The 20,268-nt window shown below is 61.6% G+C and carries 4 protein-coding genes; 3 read left to right on the forward strand and 1 reads right to left on the reverse strand.

Translation table 11 applies throughout. The features are described 5' to 3' along the window. Positions 1 to 91: 91 nt before the first annotated feature. Positions 92 to 14,863: a LapA family giant adhesin gene (locus tag GV818_RS27055; RefSeq protein ID WP_161777987.1), complete on the reverse strand. Its 14,772-nt coding sequence runs from the start codon at positions 14,861 to 14,863 to the stop codon at positions 92 to 94. A gap of 371 nt (positions 14,864 to 15,234) precedes the next feature. Between GV818_RS27055 and GV818_RS27060 the strand changes: the two genes are divergently transcribed. Genes GV818_RS27060 through GV818_RS27070 form a run of 3 tightly spaced genes read left to right on the forward strand, consistent with a single transcriptional unit; the run spans position 15,235 to position 20,138 of the window. Continuing rightward, positions 15,235 to 16,587 carry a TolC family outer membrane protein gene (locus GV818_RS27060; protein ID WP_161759728.1) on the forward strand — a complete coding sequence of 451 codons (1,353 nt, stop codon included), beginning with the start codon at positions 15,235 to 15,237 and terminating at the stop codon, positions 16,585 to 16,587. A gap of 37 nt (positions 16,588 to 16,624) precedes the next feature. After that, positions 16,625 to 18,781, forward strand: a complete 2,157-nt coding sequence (locus GV818_RS27065) for a type I secretion system permease/ATPase (RefSeq protein ID WP_161759729.1) — start codon at positions 16,625 to 16,627, stop codon at positions 18,779 to 18,781. After that, the gene (locus tag GV818_RS27070; protein WP_161759730.1) at positions 18,771 to 20,138 is read left to right on the forward strand and encodes an HlyD family type I secretion periplasmic adaptor subunit; all 1,368 of its coding nucleotides are present in this window, start codon (positions 18,771 to 18,773) and stop codon (positions 20,136 to 20,138) included. The genes GV818_RS27065 and GV818_RS27070 overlap by 11 nt, the downstream gene beginning before the upstream one ends. Positions 20,139 to 20,268 lie beyond the last annotated feature (130 nt).

Raw genomic sequence — 20,268 nt, forward strand, 5'->3', positions numbered from 1 at the left:
GCGAGTATGCGATGCGCGGCGGCAATCGTCACGAAGCAGGCGATTGGCCGAGACTGAGCGGCCACCCGCGAGGGGTGGCCGCTCAGGCCGATCAGCTGTTGTTGTGATCGATCTTGATGGTCGGGTCGCTGCCGGCGATCAACGAGTTGATGCTGGCATTGGACCAGTTGTTGCCTTCCAGCTTGATCGTCACATCGGCGTTGGCCAGGCCTCCGGCGGCGTTGAGCTTGCCTTCGGAGCTGACCTGCAGGGTCGAGACCCCGTCCACGGTGGTGATCTTGAGGAAGTTGTCGATGGTGCTGCCGCTCTCGCCCTGCAGCAGATCCCGCAGGTCGATGCGGTCACCTTCACTGGCCTTGAAGTCCTTGATCACATCGTTGCCGATGTCGCCGGCCTTCCAGACGAAGGTATCGGCACCGGAACCGCCAATCAGGATGTCGTTGCCCTTGCCACCGATCAAGATGTCGTTGCCGGTGCCCCCCAGCAGGATGTCATTGCCCCTGCCGCCGTCCAGCAGGTCGTTACCGCCCTGGCCGAAGAGGATGTCATTGCCGTCGCCGCCCAGCAGGGTGTCATTGCCATCGTGGCTGCCGGACACATCGAACTCGGTGTAGTGCTCGGTGATGTACTGGTGCACGTTGCTGGTGGTGACCTTGCTCACATCGACACCGGTCTGCTTGGCCACATAGGCCTGCATCGCCTGGTAGCCCTCGCCGGCGACGCCATTGAAGCTCACCAGGTCGCCGAACAGGATGTCGTTGCCGTTGCCGCCGCTGACAGTGTCCGCCCCCGGCATGGTGGCCTCGGTGTGGCCGATGATCGAGTTGGCCAGGTCATTCGGATCGATGTTGGTCTGTGGCTTGCCATCGCTGTCATAGGGCTTGAGGTCGTTGAGGCTGACACCGTTGTTCAGTCCAATGGCCTCTACCTGGGACAGCTTGCTCAGCAACACGAAGCTGTCGTTGGAGTTGCTGGTTGTAGCCGAGTTGGTGCTGTTGCCGGTACCGGCCAGGCTCGACAGCTCGTAGGTGCCGTCGCCCTGGGCGTGCAGGGTGCCCAGGTTCTTGCTGGACCATGAGCCACCGCCCCAGCCGTTGCTGTTGTAGGTCTGCAGGACCACTGCACCGTTGCTGCTCACGCTGATGGCGTGAGTGTTGTCGATGTAGGTGCTGAAGGTATCCCCCAGCTTGTAGTTGCTGGTGGTCACCACGTCGTCGAGGCGTACGTTGCCGTACAGCGTCGGGTTGGTCTGCTCGCCGCTCTGGTAGTAGGTCGGCTTACCGTCGGTGATGAAGTACGTCAGGTTGGTGGCATTGCTGTTGCCGGTGGCCTGGCTGCTTTGGAAGAAGTTGGCCGTGGCCTTGAACACGTCTTCATAGTTGGTGCCGCCGCCGGAGCTCATCGAGTCCAGCACGGCCTTGAGTTGGGCCAGGGCATTCGGGTCATTGAGGTTCACCGACACCGACTTGTTGACTTGCGTGTCGAAGTCCGCGAGGAAGATGTTCACTGTCCCCGAGCCGGCGCCGCCGATGCTGTTCTTCAGTGTGTTGAAGACCGCGGTCAGCGAGTTCTTGGCTGCAGTGATCGAGGCACTGCTCATGCTGCCCGAGCTGTCCACCATGAAGGCGATGTTGTAGTTGGTGCCCGGGACCACGGTCAGGCCGCCAATGTCGGCGACCACGATGTCGTTGCCGTCGGTGCCAGTGACCGTGTCGTCGCCCGAGGTGCCGACCACGGCGTTGTAGACCGCCGGGTAGACCTTGACCGGGATCTGCGCCGAGGTGCTCGCAGAGCCGCCCAGGGACTCGGTGGAGGTCGAGGTCACGGTCAGGTTGAACGAGCCGTTGTAGTAGCTCGGCGGAGTGACGGTCAGGGTGCCCAGGTTCCAGCCGGTGACATTGGCCTCGCCTGAAGAGCCCGTGGCGGTGAAGGTGTGCCCGGCGCCATCGCTGAGTACCGAGCCTGCGGGAATCCCGCTGATCTTCACGCTGAGGGTTTCCGAGCCATCGGTATCGGTCAGGCCGGTGCTGATCTTCGACAGATGCACGCTGCCGCCTTCACCACCTTCGTTGAGCTTGTAGCCGTCGTAATAACCCTCGCCATTGGTGCCGTGCAGGTCGGATACCGAGACACCGGCATTGGTCAGGTCGGTGACCCCGGTGTACAGCGGTACGCCGGCGTTGCTCAGGTCCACCGGCGTGCCGCCGTTGACCGAGAGGTTGACGTCGTAGGCGCCAGGGCCACTCTGGTTGTGGTGGTAGATATCGATGGTGTAGTAGCCGCTGGTGGTCGGGGTGAAGGTACCGTTGAGGTTACCGCCCGCGCCCCAGGTGGTGCTGGCCACGTTCTTGCCGCCGATGGTCACCAGCAGGCTATCGTCGCCGGTGCCGGAGAAGGTGTAGGCCTTGCCGGCTTCCAGGTAGATCAGGCCGGAGGTCTTCGATGCGGTGCCGGGGGCGATGTTGCCGTCGGACTGGACGTTGGTCGCCAGGCTGCTGCTGTTTGGCGTACCAGCGGCATCGATCACCGATTTCAGGGTGCCCGCGGAGGCGCCGCTGCCGTCGGTGCCCAGGCCGCTGAGGCCGGTCCAGACTTCCTTGATCAGGCCTACCGAATTCACACCGTTGCCCGCCACACTCAGGGTTGGCGCGTCGGCCACCGGAGTGATGTCGACCTTCACCGTGCCGGTGTTGCCCAGAGCCTGGCCGTCGGTTGGCTGGAACTTGATCTGGGCGTAATCCGCCTGCTGGTTGCCCAGGCCGTTGCCGCCGTAGCCGGGGGCACCCGACTCGTTGGCATCGGGGGTGAAACGCAGTTTGCCGGCATCGATATCGGCCTTGCTGAAGGTCTGATTATTGGCCACATCCTTCCAGGTCGAACCGTCCAGGTACTGCAGTTTGCCTTCGCCTGGCAGCTGGGTGATTTTCACCCCGAGGCTGGACGCCGGGCTGTCGACGTCACTGACACCGAAGTTGGACCAGGTCAGGGCCAGCGGCGTGTCTTCGGTACCGGTCACGGCACCGCCAGTGGCCACTGGGGCATCGTTCACCGCGACCACGTTGACCGTGGTGGTAGCGACGTTGGAGTAGTTGCCGCCGTCGGTCACGGTCACGGTGATGGTCCGTGGCGTGGTGCTCGGATCATGACTGTTGTTGGTGAAGGTAATGTTCTTGATCTGCTGCATGTAGTCGGCCAGCGTCGCGCTGCCCGACAGGGTCAGGGTGATCGAACCGTCCTTGCTGTTGGCATTGATGTTGATGCCGTTGACGCTGTTGCCCAGGTTCAGCGAGTCCCCTGGCTGACGGTTGGTCAGCACGATGGTGGCGCCGGTGAGCAGGGTGCTGTCCGGGTCGGTGATGCTCAGGTCGGTGTCGGCGATCGATACGCCAGGGCCCGCAGTACCTTCGGTGAAGGTGACCTTGTAGTCGGCCCCGGTGGCGCCGCTGGAGTTGTTGGCATCCAGATCGATGACCGGTGGTGCATCGTTATCGATGATCGAGGTGGTGACGCTGCCATTGCTGCCGCTGACTACCAGGTTCTCGAAGTTGCCGCCGCTGGCCGAGTCGATCTTGACCGTGAAGTTTTCCGTGGCTTCGGTGATCTTGTCGTCGATGGTCGCCACATTGAAGGTAGCGCTGCTGGCGCCGGCCGGGATCTTCACGGTGTATACGCCGGTGAAGTCCGAGCCGTCGGTGGCGGTGCCGCTGTAGCTGATCTTCAGGGTGACTTCGGTCTGTGCCGGGTGAGTCAGGCTGACGGTGTAGCTGGCGGTCTGGCCTTCGGTGACCGAGGTGCTGCCGCTGATGCTGACCGAGGTGGTGTCGATCGTGTCGGTGACGTTGGTCACTGCTGGTGTGGTATCCGGCACCAGCTTCTCGAAGTTGCCGCCAGTGGCGCCAGTGATCGACGCGTTGACCTTGCCGGCGTCGATGTAGACGTCATCCGCCGGAGCAGCGACGGTCACGGTGCCGGTAGTTTTGCCCGCAGCGATGGTGATTACCGCACCGTTGGACAGGGTCACGGTCACCGGCGTCCCGGCCGCATTGGTCAGGGTTGCGGTGTAAACGATCGAACCGCCTTCGGCCACGGTGCCGGTAGCGCTGAGGCTCAGGGTGGTGGTGTCGATAGTGTCGGTCACCGTGGTGCTGACCGGTGACTTGTCGGCTACCAGGTTCTCGTAGTTACCGCCGCTGACATTGGTGATGGAGTTGGTCAGCGGGGTATGGCCGATCAGCACATCGTTCGGCGCGCTGATGCTTACCGAACCGCTGGATTCACCGACCGGGATGGTGATTTTCTCACCGTTGGCCAGAGTCACGATTACTGGCGAACCGGTCACTGGGGCAGTGACGGTAGCGGTGTAAGTGACGTTGCCACCTTCGGCAGCCGAAGGCGTGGCTTTCAGGGTCACGGTGCTGGTGTCGATGGTATCGGTAACGTCAGTCACCGCTGGGGTAGTGCTTGGTACCAGCTTCTCGAAGTTACCGCCTTCTGCCTTGGTGATGGTGGCTTCGACTTTGCCCGCGTCCTTGTAGACGTCATCGGCAGGCGCCGGAACAGTCACGGTACCGGTAGTTTTACCGGCTGCGATGTTGATCACCGCACCGTTGGACAGGGTCACGGTGACTGGCGTACCAGCAGCGTTGCTCAGGGTTGCGGTGTAAACAATCGAACCGCCTTCGGCCACGGTACCGGTGGCGCTGAGGCTGAGGGTGGTGGTGTCGATAGTGTCGGTCACGGTGGTGCTGACCGGTGACTTGTCAGCTACCAGATTCTCGTAGTTGCCGCCGCTGACATTGGTGATGGAGTTGGTCAGCGGGGTGTGGCCGATCAGCACGTCGTTCGGCGCGCTGATGCTTACCGAGCCGCTGGATTCACCGACCGGGATGGTGATTTTCTCACCGTTGGCCAGAGTCACGATTACTGGCGAACCGGTCACTGGGGCAGTGACGGTAGCGGTGTAAGTGACGTTGCCACCTTCGGCAGCCGAAGGCGTGGCTTTCAGGGTCACGGTGCTGGTGTCGATGGTATCGGTAACGTCAGTCACCGCTGGGGTAGTGCTTGGTACCAGCTTCTCGAAGTTACCGCCTTCTGCCTTGCTGATGGTGGCTTCGACTTTGCCCGCGTCCTTGTAGACGTCATCGGCAGGAGCGGCAACGGTTGCAGTACCCGAAGTAGCGCCGGCGGCGATGGTGATCACCGCACCGTTGGACAGGGTCACGGTCACTGGCGTCCCGGCCGCATTGGTCAGGGTTGCGGTGTAAACGATCTGGCCGCCTTCTGCCACCGAAGGCGTGGCCGTCAGCGACAGATTGGTGGTATCGACGGTGTCGGTCACGGTGGTGCTGACCGGTGACTTGTCGGCTACCAGGTTTTCGTAGTTGCCACCGCTGACATTGGTGATGGAGTTGGTCAGCGGGGTGTGGCCGACCAGTACATCGTTCGGTGCGCTGATGCTCACCGAGCCGCTGGTCTCGCCGACCGGGATAGTGATTTTCTCGCCATTGGCCAGGGTCACGATCACTGGTGAGCCAGTCACTGGGGCGGTGACAGTGGCGGTGTAGGTAACGTTGCCGCCTTCGGCAGCCGAAGGCGTGGCCTTCAACGAGACAGTGGAGGTATCGATGGTGTCAGTGACATCGGTCACCGCTGGCGTGGTGCTTGGTACCAGCTTCTCGAAGTTGCCGCCTTCAGCCTTGGTGATGGTGGCTTCAACCTTGCCGGCATCCTTGTACACGTCATCAGCAGGTGCGGCGACGGTTGCAGTACCTGAAGTAGCGCCGGCGGCGATGGTGATCACCGCGCCGTTGCTCAGGGTTACGGTCACTGGCGTACCAGCAGCGTTGCTCAATGTCGCGGTGTAAACAATCGAACCGCCTTCGGCCACGGTGCCGGTGGCGCTGAGGCTGAGGGTGGTGGTGTCGATAGTGTCGGTCACGGTGGTGCTGACCGGGGATTTGTCGGCCACCAGGTTCTCGTAGTTACCGCCGCTGACATTGGTGATGGAGTTGGTCAGCGGGGTATGGCCGATCAGCACGTCGTTCGGTGCGGTGGTGTTCACCGAGCCGCTGGTCTCGCCGACCGCGATAGTGATCTTCTCGCCATTGGCCAGGGTCACGATCACTGGTGAGCCAGTCACTGGGGCGGTGACAGTGGCGGTGTAGGTAACGTTGCCGCCTTCGGTAGTGGCCGGCGTGGCCTTCAGGGAGACGGTGCTGGTGTCGATGGTGTCAGTGACGTCGGTCACTGCTGGCGCCGGATTGGTCTCCAGCTTCTCGAAGTTGCCACCGTCAGCCTTGCTGATGGTGACTTCAACCTTGCCGGCGTCCTTGTAGACGTCATCGGCAGGCGCTGGGACGGTCACGGTGCCGGTGGTTTTACCGGCTTCGATGGTGATGGTCGCGCCGTTGGACAGGGTCACGGTCACTGGCGTACCAGCAGCGTTGCTCAGGGTTGCGGTGTAGATGATCTGGCCGCCTTCGGCCACAGTACCGGTGGCGCTGAGGCTGAGATTGGTGGTGTCGACGACATCGGTCACGGTGGTGCTGACCGGGGATTTGTCGGCCACCAGGTTCTCGTAGTTGCCACCGCTGACGTTGCTGATCGAGTTGGTCAGCGGGGTATGGCCGATCAGCACGTCGTTTGGCGCGCTGATGCTCACCGAGCCGCTGGTTTCGCCAACCGCAATGGTGATTTTTTCACCATTGGCCAGGGTCACGATCACTGGCGAACCGGTGACAGGTGCAGTGACGGTAGCGGTGTAAGTGACGTTGCCACCTTCTTCCGCCGAAGGCGTGGCTTTCAGCGACACGGTGGAGGTGTCGATGGTGTCGGTAACATCGGTTACCGCGGGTGTAGTGCTCGGCACCAGGTTCTCGAAGTTGCCGCCATCAGCCTTGGTGATGGTGGCTTCAACCTTGCCGGCATCCTTGTAGACGTCATCGGCAGGAGCGGCGACGGTTACGGTACCGGAAGTGGCCCCCGCGGCGATGGTGATGGTCGCGCCGTTGGACAGGGTCACGGTGACGGGCGTACCCGCCGCATTGGTCAGGGTTGCGGTGTAAACAATCGAACCGCCTTCGGCCACAGTATCGGTGGCACTGAGGCTGAGGTGGGTGGTGTCGATGGTGTCGGTGACCGCGGTGTCCGCTGGCTTGTCGCTGAACTCCAGCTTCTCGTAGTTGCCGCCGTCGACTTTGGTAATGGTGGTGCTCAAGGAGCTACCGCCATTCAGTGCATCGTTCGGTGCAGTGAAATTCACGCTGCCGGTGGATTCACCCACTGGGATGGTGATGGTCTGGCCGTTGGACAGAGTTACCACAACCGGGGAACCGGTGACTGGCGCGGTAACCGAAGCGGTGTACACCACGGTGCCGCCTTCGGCGACGGTTGGGGTGGCGGTCAGAGATACGGTCGAGGTGTCGATGGTGTCAGTGACGTCGGTCACTGCTGGTGCCGGATTGGTTTCCAGGTGTTCGAAGTTGCCGCCGTCGGCTTTAGTGATGGTGACTTCGACTTTGCCGGCGTCTTTATAAACGTCATCAGCAGGAGCGGCGACGATCGCAGTACCCGAGGTAGCACCGGCCGCGATGGTGATCACTGCACCGTTGCTCAGGGTTACGGTCACCGGAGTGCCAGCGGCGTTGGTCAGGGTTGCGGTGTAGATGATCTGGCCGCCTTCGGCCACAGTACCGGTGGCGCTGAGGCTGAGGTGGGTGGTATCGACAGTGTCGGTCACCGTGGTGCTGACCGGCGACTTGTCGGCCACCAGGTTTTCGTAGTTGCCGCCGCTGACATTGGTGATGGAGTTGGTCAGCGGGGTATGGCCGATCAGCACGTCGTTCGGTGCGCTGATGCTTACCGAACCGCTGATTTCGCCGACCGGGATGGTGATCTTCTCACCGTTAGCCAAGGTCACCACGACGGGCGAACCGGTCACTGGAGCCGTGACAGTAGCGGTGTAAGTGACATTGCCGCCTTCCTCCGCCGCAGGCGTGGCTTTCAGCGACACGGTGGAGGTATCGATGGTGTCAGTCACATTGGTGACGGCAGGCGTTGGATTGGTCTCCAGGTGTTCGAAGTTACCGCCGTCAGCTTTAGTGACGGTTACTTCAACCTTGCCGGCGTCTTTGTAGACGTCATCGGCAGGCGCTGGGACGGTCACGGTGCCGGTGGTTTTACCGGCTTCGATGGTGATGGTTGCACCGTTGGACAGGGTCACGGTGACCGGTGTACCGGCGGCATTGGTCAGGGTAGCGGTGTAGACAATGCTGCCGCCTTCGGCCACTTCACCGGTAGCCGAGAGGCTGAGGGTGGTCGTATCCGGAGTGTCGGTGACGGTGGTGTCCGCTGGCTTGTCGCTGAATTCCAGCTTCTCGTAGTTGCCGCCGTCGACTTTGGTGATGGTGGTGCTCAAGGAGCTGCCGCCATTCAGTGCGTCGTTTGGCGCGGTGAAGTTCACGCTGCCAGTGGATTCACCCACCGGAATGGTGATGGTCTGTCCGTTGGACAGGGTGACCACAACCGGCGAGCCGGTGACTGGCGCAGTAACCGAGGCGGTGTACACCACAATGCCGCCTTCGGCGACGGTTGGGGTGGCGGTCAGGGAGACGGTGCTGGTGTCGATGGTGTCAGTGACGTCAGTCACTGCGGGTGCCGGATTGGTCTCCAGGTTTTCGAAGTTGCCACCCTCAGCCTTGCTGATGGTGACTTCGACTTTGCCGGCGTCTTTATAAACGTCATCAGCAGGCGCGGCGACGGTCGCAGTACCCGAGGTGGCGCCGGCCGCGATGGTGATCACTGCGCCGTTACTCAAGGTCACGGTGACGGGAGTACCGGCGGCATTGGTCAGGGTAGCGGTGTAGACGATCGAGCCGCCTTCGGCCACTTCGCCGGTAGCCGACAGGCTCAGGGTCGTTGTGTCTGGGGTATCAGTCACTGAGGTGTCAGCGGGCTTGTCGCTGACTTCCAGCTTCTCGTAGTTACCGCCTTCAGCCTTGGTAATGGTGGTGCTCAGCGAGCTGCCGCCATTCAGTGCATCGTTCGGTGCAGTGAAATTCACGCTGCCAGTGGATTCACCCACCGGGATGGTGATGGTCTGTCCGTTGGACAGGGTGACCACAACCGGGGAGCCGGTGACTGGAGCAGTGACCGAGGCGGTGTACACCACAATGCCGCCTTCGGCGACAGTTGGCGTGGCGGTCAGGCTGACAGTCGAGGTGTCGATGGTGTCAGTGACGTCGGTCACTGCTGGCGCCGGATTGGTTTCCAGATGTTCGAAGTTGCCGCCGTCGGCTTTAGTGATGGTGACTTCGACCTTGCCCGCATCCTTATAGACGTCGTCTGCTGGCGCGGCGACGGTCGCAGTACCCGAGGTAGCACCGGCCGCGATGGTGATCACTGCACCATTGGACAAAGTCACGGTGACTGGCGTACCCGCCGCATTGGTCAGGGTCGCGGTGTAGACGATGCTGCCGCCTTCGGCGACTTCACCGGTAGCCGAGAGGCTGAGGGTGGTCGTATCCGGAGTGTCGGTGACGGTGGTATCCGCTGGTTTATCACTGACTTCCAGCTTCTCGTAGTTGCCGCCTTCAGCCTTGGTAATGGTGGTGCTCAAGGAGCTGCCGCCATTCAGGGCATCGTTGGGCGCAGTGAAGTTCACGCTGCCATTGGATTCACCTACTGGGATGGTGATGGTCTGGCCGTTGGACAGGGTGACTACCACCGGGGAGCCGGTGACTGGTGCGGTAACCGATGCGGTGTACACCACAATGCCGCCTTCGGCGACGGTTGGGGTGGCGGTCAGGCTGACAGTCGAGGTGTCGATGGTGTCAGTGACGTCAGTCACTGCGGGTGCCGGATTGGTCTCCAGGTTCTCGAAGTTTCCACCGTCAGCCTTGCTGATGGTGACTTCGACTTTGCCGGCGTCTTTATAAACGTCATCGGCAGGAGCTGCGACGGTTGCAGTACCCGAAGTAGCGCCGGCGGCGATGGTGATCACCGCGCCGTTGCTCAGGGTTACGGTCACCGGAGTACCGGCGGCATTGGTCAGTGTCGCGGTGTAGACGATCGAGCCGCCTTCGGCCACTTCGCCGGTAGCCGACAGGCTCAGGGTCGTGGTGTCTGGGGTATCAGTCACTGTGGTATCAGCGGGCTTGTCGCTGAACTCCAGTTTCTCGTAGTTGCCGCCGTCGACTTTGGTGATGGTGGTGCTCAAGGAGCTGCCGCCGTTCAGGGCGTCGTTTGGCGCGGTGAAGTTCACGCTGCCAGTGGATTCACCCACTGGGATGGTGATGGTCTGGCCGTTGGACAGAGTGACCACAACCGGCGAGCCGGTGACTGGTGCGGTAACCGATGCGGTGTACACCACGGTGCCGCCTTCGGCGACGGTTGGGGTGGCGGTCAGGGAGACGGTGCTGGTGTCGATGGTGTCAGTGACATTGGTGACGGCAGGCTCTGGATTGGTTTCCAGGTGTTCGAAGTTGCCGCCGTCGGCTTTAGTGATGGTGACTTCGACTTTGCCGGCGTCCTTGTAGACGTCATCGGCCGGTGCTGGAACGGTCACTGTCCCGGAGGTCGCGCCCGCCGCGATGGTGATCACTGCGCCGTTGCTCAAGGTCACGGTGACAGGAGTACCGGCGGCATTGGTCAGGGTAGCGGTGTAGACGATCGAGCCGCCCTCGGCGACTTCACCGGTAGCCGAGAGGTTGAGGGTGGTCGTATCCGGAGTGTCGGTGACGGTGGTGTCCGCTGGCTTGTCGCTGACTTCCAGTTTCTCGTAGTTACCACCTTCAGCCTTGGTAATGGTGGTGCTCAGCGAGCTGCCGCCGTTCAGGGCATCGTTGGGCGCAGTGAAGTTCACGCTGCCAGTGGATTCACCCACCGGGATGGTGATGGTCTGTCCGTTGGATAGAGTGACTACAACCGGGGAGCCGGTTACTGGCGCAGTGACCGATGCGGTGTACACCACGGTGCCGCCTTCGGCGACAGTTGGCGTGGCGGTCAGGCTGACAGTCGAGGTGTCGATGGTGTCAGTGACGTCGGTCACTGCTGGCGCCGGATTGGTTTCCAGATGTTCGAAGTTGCCGCCGTCGGCTTTAGTGACGGTGACTTCGACCTTGCCCGCATCCTTATAGACGTCGTCTGCTGGCGCGGCGACGGTCGCAGTACCCGAGGTAGCACCTGCCGCGATGGTGATTACTGCACCGTTGCTCAGGGTTACGGTCACCGGAGTGCCAGCTGCGTTGGTCAGGGTCGCGGTATAAACAATCGAACCGCCCTCGGCCACGGTCTCGGTGGCGGTCAGGCTCAGGGTCGTTGTATCTGGGGTGTCGGTGACCGCGGTGTCCGCTGGTTTGTCGCTGAACTCCAGCTTCTCGTAGTTGCCACCGTCGACTTTGGTGATGGTGGTGCTCAAGGAGCTACCGCCATTCAGGGCATCGTTGGGCGCAGTGAAGTTCACGCTGCCAGTCGACTCACCGACCGGAATGGTGATGGTCTGTCCGTTGGACAGAGTGACCACAACCGGGGAGCCGGTTACTGGCGCAGTGACCGAGGCGGTGTACACCACGGTGCCGCCTTCGGCGACAGTTGGGGTGGCGGTCAGAGAGACGGTGCTGGTGTCGATGGTGTCAGTGACGTCAGTCACTGCTGGTGCCGGATTGGTTTCCAGGTGTTCGAAGTTGCCGCCGTCGGCTTTAGTGACGGTGACTTCGACCTTGCCCGCATCCTTATAGACGTCGTCTGCTGGCGCGGCGACGGTCGCAGTACCCGAGGTGGCACCGGCCGCGATGGTGATTACTGCACCGTTGCTCAGGGTTACGGTCACCGGAGTGCCAGCGGCGTTGGTCAGGGTCGCGGTATAAACAATCGAACCGCCCTCGGCCACGGTCTCGGTGGCGGTCAGGCTCAGGGTCGTTGTATCTGGGGTGTCGGTGACCGCGGTGTCCGCTGGTTTGTCGCTGAACTCCAGCTTCTCGTAGTTGCCACCGTCGACTTTGGTGATGGTGGTGCTCAAGGAGCTGCCGCCATTCAGGGCATCGTTCGGTGCAGTGAAGTTCACGCTGCCAGTGGATTCACCCACTGGGATGGTGATGGTCTGTCCGTTGGACAGAGTGACTACAACCGGCGAGCCGGTGACTGGCGCGGTAACTGATGCGGTGTACACCACGGTGCCGCCTTCGGCGACGGTTGGGGTGGCAGTCAGGCTGACAGTCGAGGTGTCGATGGTGTCAGTGACGTCAGTCACTGCTGGTGCCGGATTGGTTTCCAGGTGTTCGAAGTTACCGCCATCGGCTTTGGTGACGGTTACTTCGACTTTGCCGGCGTCCTTGTAGACATCATCGGCCGGTGCTGGAACGGTCACTGTCCCGGAGGTCGCGCCCGCCGCGATGGTGATCACTGCGCCGTTGCTCAGGGTTACGGTCACCGGAGTACCGGCGGCATTGGTCAGTGTCGCGGTGTAGACGATCGAGCCGCCTTCGGCCACTTCGCCGGTAGCCGACAGGCTGAGGGTGGTCGTATCCGGAGTGTCGGTGACGGTGGTGTCAGCGGGTTTGTCGCTGAACTCCAGCTTCTCGTAGTTGCCACCGTCGACTTTGGTGATGGTGGTGCTCAAGGAGCTGCCGCCGTTCAGGGCGTCGTTTGGCGCGGTGAAGTTCACGCTGCCAGTCGACTCACCCACTGGGATGGTGATGGTCTGTCCGTTGGACAGGGTGACCACAACCGGGGAGCCGGTTACTGGCGCAGTGACCGAGGCGGTGTACACCACGGTGCCACCTTCGGCGACAGTTGGGGTGGCGGTCAGAGAGACGGTGCTGGTGTCGATGGTGTCAGTGACGTCAGTCACTGCTGGTGCCGGATTGGTTTCCAGGTGTTCGAAGTTACCGCCATCGGCTTTAGTGACGGTTACTTCAACCTTGCCGGCGTCTTTGTAGACATCATCGGCCGGTGCTGGAACGGTCACTGTCCCGGAGGTCGCGCCCGCCGCGATGGTGATCACTGCACCGTTGGACAGGGTCACGGTGACGGGAGTACCGGCGGCATTGGTCAGGGTAGCGGTGTAGACAATGCTGCCGCCTTCGGCCACTTCGCCGGTAGCCGATAGGCTCAGGGTCGTGGTGTCTGGGGTATCAGTCACTGTGGTGTCAGCGGGCTTGTCGCTGAACTCCAGCTTCTCGTAGTTGCCGCCGTCGACTTTGGTGATGGTGGTGCTCAAGGAGCTGCCGCCATTCAGTGCATCGTTCGGTGCAGTGAAATTCACGCTGCCAGTGGATTCACCCACTGGGATGGTGATGGTCTGTCCGTTGGACAGAGTGACTACAACCGGCGAGCCGGTGACTGGCGCAGTAACCGATGCGGTGTACACCACAATGCCGCCTTCGGCGACGATTGGGGTGGCGGTCAGGGAGACGGTGCTGGTGTCGATGGTGTCAGTGACATTGGTGACGGCAGGCTCTGGATTGGTCACCAGGTTTTCGAAGTTGCCGCCCTCGGTCTTGCTGATGGTCACTTCGACCTTGCCGGCGTCCTTATAGACGTCATCGGCGGGTGCGGGGACGCTGATGCTGCCGCTGTTGGCGCCGGCCGCAATGGTGATCACCGCACCGTTGGACAGGGTGACAGTCAGCGCGGTACCCGCTGGATTGGTCAGGGTGGCGGTATAGACGATGCTGCCGCCTTCAGCGACTTCGGCAGTGGCCGACAGTTTCAGGCCGGTGTCGTCGATGGTGTCGGTGACGGTTGTCACTGCTTTGTCGGTGCTGTGTTCCAGGTTCTCGAAGTTGCCGCCTTCGGCCTTGGTGATGCCGACCTCGATGGTGCCGCCGTTCTTGTAGACATCATTGGCCGGCGCTGCCACGTCGACGGTGCCGCTGGACTTGCCCGCCTCGATGGTGATCACCGCACCATTGGACAGGGTGATGGTCACCGGGGTCTGCGCCGGATTGGTCAGGGTGGCGGTGTAGGTGATCTGCCCGCCTTCACTGACGCTGGTATCCGCTGCCAGGGTGACGGTGGTGGTGTCGATGGTGTCGGTGACCTGGGTCACCGCCGGGCTTGGATCGACCGTGATCAGCAAACCGCCGCCGCCAGTAGTGCCGGTCACGTTGACGCTGATCTGGCCCGGATCGATATAGACGCTGTCATTGGGCGCCAGGGGCACCTGCACACTGCCGGTCAACTGGCCGGCGCTGATCACGATGACCGCGCCGTTGGACAGGGTAATGCTCAGGTCGGTCAGCGGGGCCTGGGTCAGGGTCGCGGTATACACCAGCGTGCCGCCGGCCTCGGTGATGGTCGGGGTGGCACCCAGGGTCAGGGTTGCCGGACGCAAGGTATCGCTGCCGCTGCCATTGCCGTTGGCCTGGCCGGCGTTGTTAGTCAGGCCGCCGACGGTATTGTTCTGCGCCGAAGTGGCCAGCCCCAGGCCGGCAGTGGGGAAACCGATGGTCGGGTCTACCCGGCCCGCCGTTTCCTCAAGCTGGACAAAACTGTGGCCACCCCCAGCGGCGCCTCCAGTACCTGTGGCGCTTGGGCCGGCAGCGGCAGCTTCGAGCTCGGTGGTCGGGTCGATACCCGCAGCGATGGCTTGTTGCAATTCGGCAACCGAAGGCGCGGCTTGGGCGGTCGCCTGGGCCAGGTCGGTGCCGGAATCAGGCGCGGCGCCGCTCCACTGTGTGTCACGGCCAAGGTCGAGGGTGCGCCCGTCGGTCAGCTCCAGGGTGACAGCCCCGGCCGAGCCGGTATCCACCTGGTCACCCACGAACAGTCGGTCACCTTCAATGAGTACGCGCCGGATCCCTTCCGGGGATACCACGAAAACTTGACCGACAATGCTTTTGACGATGGCAACAACACTGCTCATTGAAGACTCTCCGGTGTACCGCTCAGTTGACTTCCATGTACCGGCTTGGGCGCTGGCCGCAACTCAGTCTGGATGTGTATTCGCTATTGAGTAATTAGCGGAAACGGTTGATTTGACGTTTTGGCGTGTCAATAATTTGGCTATGAATTTTCGCAATTAACTTTATGCCAAAGTATTGACCTTATGAGTGCCATCCTAAACAATCGCCTGATTAATGTCACATTGATATTCACGCGTTAACCTGACTTGAAGTATGTGAACCAGTTCTTAGTTTGAACTTTCCGACAGACGGTCGTTGTGGTTGTAATCATTCGATGTGGCGCCACGTTCTGACGTGATTCTGGACACGCTGTCCGAGGGAAATTCTTACCATGCGTTTTCACCTGTTCAAGGCCCTGCCATTAGCCTTTGCTGCTAGTTTCGTGCAGGCACAGACACTCCCCGAAGCCATGCAGAAAGCACTGGATGTGCATCCAGAGATCCAAGCCGGAGTGAACAGCCGCCTGGCGGCTGACTACCAGCTGAAAGCGGCGAAAGGTGGCTATCTGCCACGCGTCGATGCGCTGGCCGGTTACGGTCGCGAAGGCACCGATAACCCTAGTTCTCGTGCGGGTACTGGCAACAACCACTGGGAGACATTGAACCGTGGGGAGTCAAGTTTACGTCTCCAGCAAATGGTTTTTGACGGTTTTGCTACCTCTAGCGAAGTAGGGCGTCAACAAGCCACCGTCAATTCCCGGGCTTACTCCCTGTTGGGCGCGTCCGAACGCACGGCCCTGACCGTGGCCCAGGTGTACCTGGATGTGCTGACCCGTCGCCAATTCGTCCAGCTGGCGGAAGACAACCTGCGCAACCACGAACGCATCTACGACCAGATCAAGCTGCGCACCCAGCGTGGTGTGGGCAGCGGCGCCGACCTCGACCAGGCCGAAGCGCGGATGGCCCAGGCCCGCAACAACCTGATCACCGAACAGACCAACCTGGCGGACTCCCAGACCAACTACCTGAGTGCTGTAGGGCAGATGCCCGATCAGTTGGAGCGGCCTGCCAGTTTCATGGCGATGCTGCCGGCGAACCTCGATGAGGCTCGGCGACAGATGTTGGAAAACAGCCCGATCCTGCGTTCCGCAGAGTCCGATATCGTCGCCGCCGAAAAGCAGTACGACGCCGCCAAGTCGGCGTTCTACCCGCGTTTCGATGCGGAGTTGGGGCGTACCGCGGATAACAACCTCGACGGTCAGGTCGGTCACAACAATGAGTGGCAGGCCATGCTGCGCATGCGCTTCAACCTGTTTGCCGGTGGCAGCAACAAGGCCGACCTGGAATCCAAGGCCTACCAGTCGAACCAGGCCCTGGATATCCGCAACAATGCCCTGCGGGTGTTGAACGAAGAACTGGGCCTGGCCTGGAACGCCTTGAACAATGCCAACGCCCAGGTGCCGATCGCCCAGCAGTACGTTGATCACAGCACCAGCGTGCGCACCGCTTATCAGAAGCAATTCAGCCTGGGCGAGCGCACCTTGCTGGACTTGCTCGACAGTGAAAACGAACTGTTCACTGCTTCCCGGCGTTTGGCGGAAATCAGAAACATTCAGTTATTTACTCAGTATCGAATCAAGGCGACCATGGGCGAGTTGCTCAAGAGCCAGGGAGTGGTCGCACCTATGGCGTCCGTCGTGCAAAACGATGTGAAGCCCAAGGTCCAACTGCCTGGGATGAATTGAGCCAATCTCATCCAACAGTCAGTCAAGAGTGTCGAGCGTGGAATCAGAAGTCAGTCGAGTGCAACTCAATCATGATCCACGTGGTATGCATGACGACCCCCTGCTAGATGGTTTGCTGACCCTCTGCTTCCTGCACCAGAAACCCGCCAGTGCGGCAATGTTGACCACCGGTCTGCCATTGCCGTCCCAGCGCTTGAGTGCCGAGTTGCTGCCCCGCGCAGCAGCCCGGGCCGGGTTGCAGGGGCGGGTACTGCGCCGCAAGCTCGAGCAGATTCCGGCGATCGCCATGCCCGCCTTGCTGTTGCTCAAGGATGGTCGCAGTGCTGTGTTGCTGGGCTGGCAGGGCGAGGACCAGGCGCGTTTACTGCTCAGCGAGAGCGATGGCGGTGAAGTCTGCGTCAGCCGCGAACTGTTGGCCGACGATTACAGCGGGCAGGTGTTCTTCGCCCAACCCCAGCACAAGTTCGACGTCAATCACGGTTCGTTGATTCCCCGGGCCCGCTCCTGGTTTCGCGATACCCTCAAGCGTTCGCGCTGGCTATATATCGATGCCATCGCCGCCAGCCTGCTGATCAACATCATTGCCATGGCCGCGCCGCTGTTCGTGATGAACGTCTACGACCGGGTTGTGCCCAACCAGGCCACCTCGACCTTGTGGATGCTGTCCATCGGCATCATCGGCGCCTACATCTTCGACCTGATCCTCAAGGGCTTGCGCAGCCTGTGCCTGGACCTTGCGGGAAAGAAGACCGACCTGATCATCTCCGCCACGCTGTTCGAGCGCATCGTCGGCATGGCGATGAAGTACCGACCGGCACGGGTCGGCAGCTTTGCCCAGAACATCCATGAGTTTCAGAGCCTGCGGGACTTTCTCGCCTCGCTGACCCTCACCAGCTTGATCGACCTGCCGTTCACCCTGCTGATCTTCATGGTCATCGCGATCCTCGGCGGGCACCTGGTGTGGATTCCGGTGCTGGCGTTCCCGATTGCCTTGCTGATCGGCTACGCGCTGCAGAAGCCCCTGGTGGCGACCATGGAAAAAACCATGGCCCTGGGCGCCGAACGCCAGTCGAGCCTGATTGAAACCCTGGCCGGGCTGGATGCGGTCAAGGTCAACAACGCTGAAAGCGAGCGCCAGTACCAGTGGGAGCAGACCATTGGCACCCTCAGCCGCCTTGAGTTGCGGGTGAAGATGCTCTCCAGCCTGGCGATGAACATCACCTTGCTGATCCAGCAATTGGCCGGGGTGATCATGATCATCTTCGGTGTGTACCAGATCATCGACGGCAACCTCAGCATGGGCGGGCTGATCGCCTGCTACATGCTCAGCGGTCGGGCTCTGAGCCCGCTGGCTTCGCTGTCCGGGCTGTTGACCCGTTACCAGCAGGCCCGGGTCACCATGACCTCGGTGGACCAGATGATGGAGCTGCCTCAGGAACGAAATTTCGACGAGCGCCCCCTGAGCCGCAGCGTGCTGCAGGGCGCCATCGAATGCCGGCAACTGAGCTTCACCTATCCGGGGCAGCAGAATTCGGCGCTGAAGAACATCAACCTGATCATCAAGCCGGGCGAAAAGGTTGGCATCATCGGCCGCAGTGGCTCGGGCAAAAGCTCCCTGGCCAAACTGCTGGTGGGGCTCTATCAGGCAGACTCCGGAGCCTTGTTGGTGGACGGCGTGGACATTCGCCAGATCGACGTCAGCGAGCTGCGCCACAACATCGGTTATGTGCCCCAGGATATCCAGTTGCTGGCCGGCACCCTGCGCGACAACCTGACCTCCGGCGCCCGTTACGTCGAAGACGAACTGGTGCTGCAAGCCGCCGAGCTGGCGGGGGTTCACGAATTCGCCCGGCTGCATCCCCAGGGCTATGAATTGCAAGTGGGCGAGCGCGGACAGAACTTGTCTGGCGGTCAGCGCCAGAACGTCGCCTTGGCCCGGGCCTTGTTGCTCAACCCACAGATCCTGCTGCTCGACGAACCCACCAGTGCCATGGACAACACCGGCGAGGAGCGCTTGAAGCAGCGCCTCGAAGCCGTGGTGCAGGGCAAGACCGTGGTACTGGTCACCCACCGTGCCTCATTGCTGTCGCTGGTGGATCGGTTGTTGGTGGTGGACCGCGGACAGATCCTCGCCGATGGCCCGAAAGCAGTGGTTATGGAAGCGTTGAAGAAGGGGCAGATCAGTGTTGCTTAAGTCGGGATTCAAGGACTCGATCCGCCGTTATTTCAAAGGCTCCGATTCCCTCCAGGGCCAGCCGTTGCCCGAGGTCAACAAGGCCCTGATCGAAGACGCTCCACGGGTCATTCGCCTGACCATCTGGGGCATCATCGGGTTCTTCCTGTTCCTGGTGCTATGGGCCAATTTCGCGGTCATCGATGAAGTCACCAAGGGCGAAGGCAAGGCGATTCCGTCGTCCAAGGTGCAGAAGATCCAGAACCTGGAAGGCGGTATCGTCTCCGAGCTGTTCGTCAAGGAAGGCCAGGTGGTGGAGGCCGGCGCGCCGCTGATCCGCCTGGACGACACGCGCTTCCAGTCCAACGTCGGTGAAACCGAGACCGTGCGTCTGTCGATGCTGCTGCGGGTCGAGCGCCTGAGTGCCGAGGTCGAGGAGCGTCCACTGAACTTCCCCGCCGACGTGCTCAAGGACGTACCAGGCCAGGCTGCCAGCGAAAAATCCCTGTACGAGAGCCGGCGCCAGCAACTGCATGACGAGATTGGTGGCCTCCAGGAGCAACTGATCCAGAAACAGCAGGAATTGCGCGAGTTCACCTCCAAGCAGGCCCAGTACCGCCAGCAACTGGGTTTGCAACGCCAGGAAATCAACATGTCCGAGCCCCTGGTGGCCCAGGGCGCGGTATCGCCGGTGGAAGTGCTGCGGCTCAAGCGCGCCGAAGTGGAAACCCGTGGCCAGTTGGATGCCACGACCCTGGCCATTCCTCGCGCCGAGTCGGCGATCAAGGAAGTGCAGCGCAAGATCGACGAGACCCGCGGCAAGTTCCGCAGTGAGGCCCTGACCCAGCTCAACGAGGCGCGCACCGAACTGAACAAGGCCAGCGCCACCGGCAAGGCCCTGGAAGATCGGGTCAGCCGGACCCTGGTGACCTCGCCGGTGCGCGGTATCGTCAAGCAGCTGATGGTCAACACCATCGGCGGGGTGATCCAGCCGGGCAGCGACATGGTGGAAATCGTGCCCCTGGACGACACCCTGCTGGTGGAAGCCAAGATCCGCCCCCAGGACATCGCGTTCCTGCATCCGGGGCAAGAAGCGATCGTCAAGTTCAGCGCCTATGACTACACCATCTACGGTGGCCTCAAGGCCCGCCTGGAGCAGATCGGCGCCGACACCATTACCGACGAAGACAAGAAGACCACCTACTACATGATCAAGCTGCGCACCGACCGCAGCCACCTGGGCACCGATGAGAAACCGCTGTTGATCATCCCTGGGATGGTCGCCTCGGTGGACATCATCACCGGCAAGAAGAGCATCCTCAGCTACCTGCTCAAGCCGATCATCCGCGCCCGCGCCGAAGCCCTGCACGAGCGCTGATCCGGGTAAAAAACGACCTTCGCCGGCAGCCAGCCTTGTAGGAGCTGGCTTGCCAGCGAAGGGGCCCGTGAGACCGCCTTCGCCGGCAAGCCGGCTTCTGCAGGACCGCGCCGTCCGCCAATGCCATGGG

Origin of the sequence: Pseudomonas sp. Fl4BN1 (genome assembly GCF_009908285.1) — a bacterium.
Classification (GTDB): domain Bacteria; phylum Pseudomonadota; class Gammaproteobacteria; order Pseudomonadales; family Pseudomonadaceae; genus Aquipseudomonas.

Bases quoted from the DNA above. Each gene is read 5' to 3' on its own strand.
- GV818_RS27055 (WP_161777987.1), bottom strand. From the start codon at position 14,863: ATGAGCAGTGTTGTTGCCATCGTCAAAAGCATTGTCGGTCAAGTTTTC.
- GV818_RS27060 (WP_161759728.1), top strand. From the start codon at position 15,235: ATGCGTTTTCACCTGTTCAAGGCCCTGCCATTAGCCTTTGCTGCTAGT.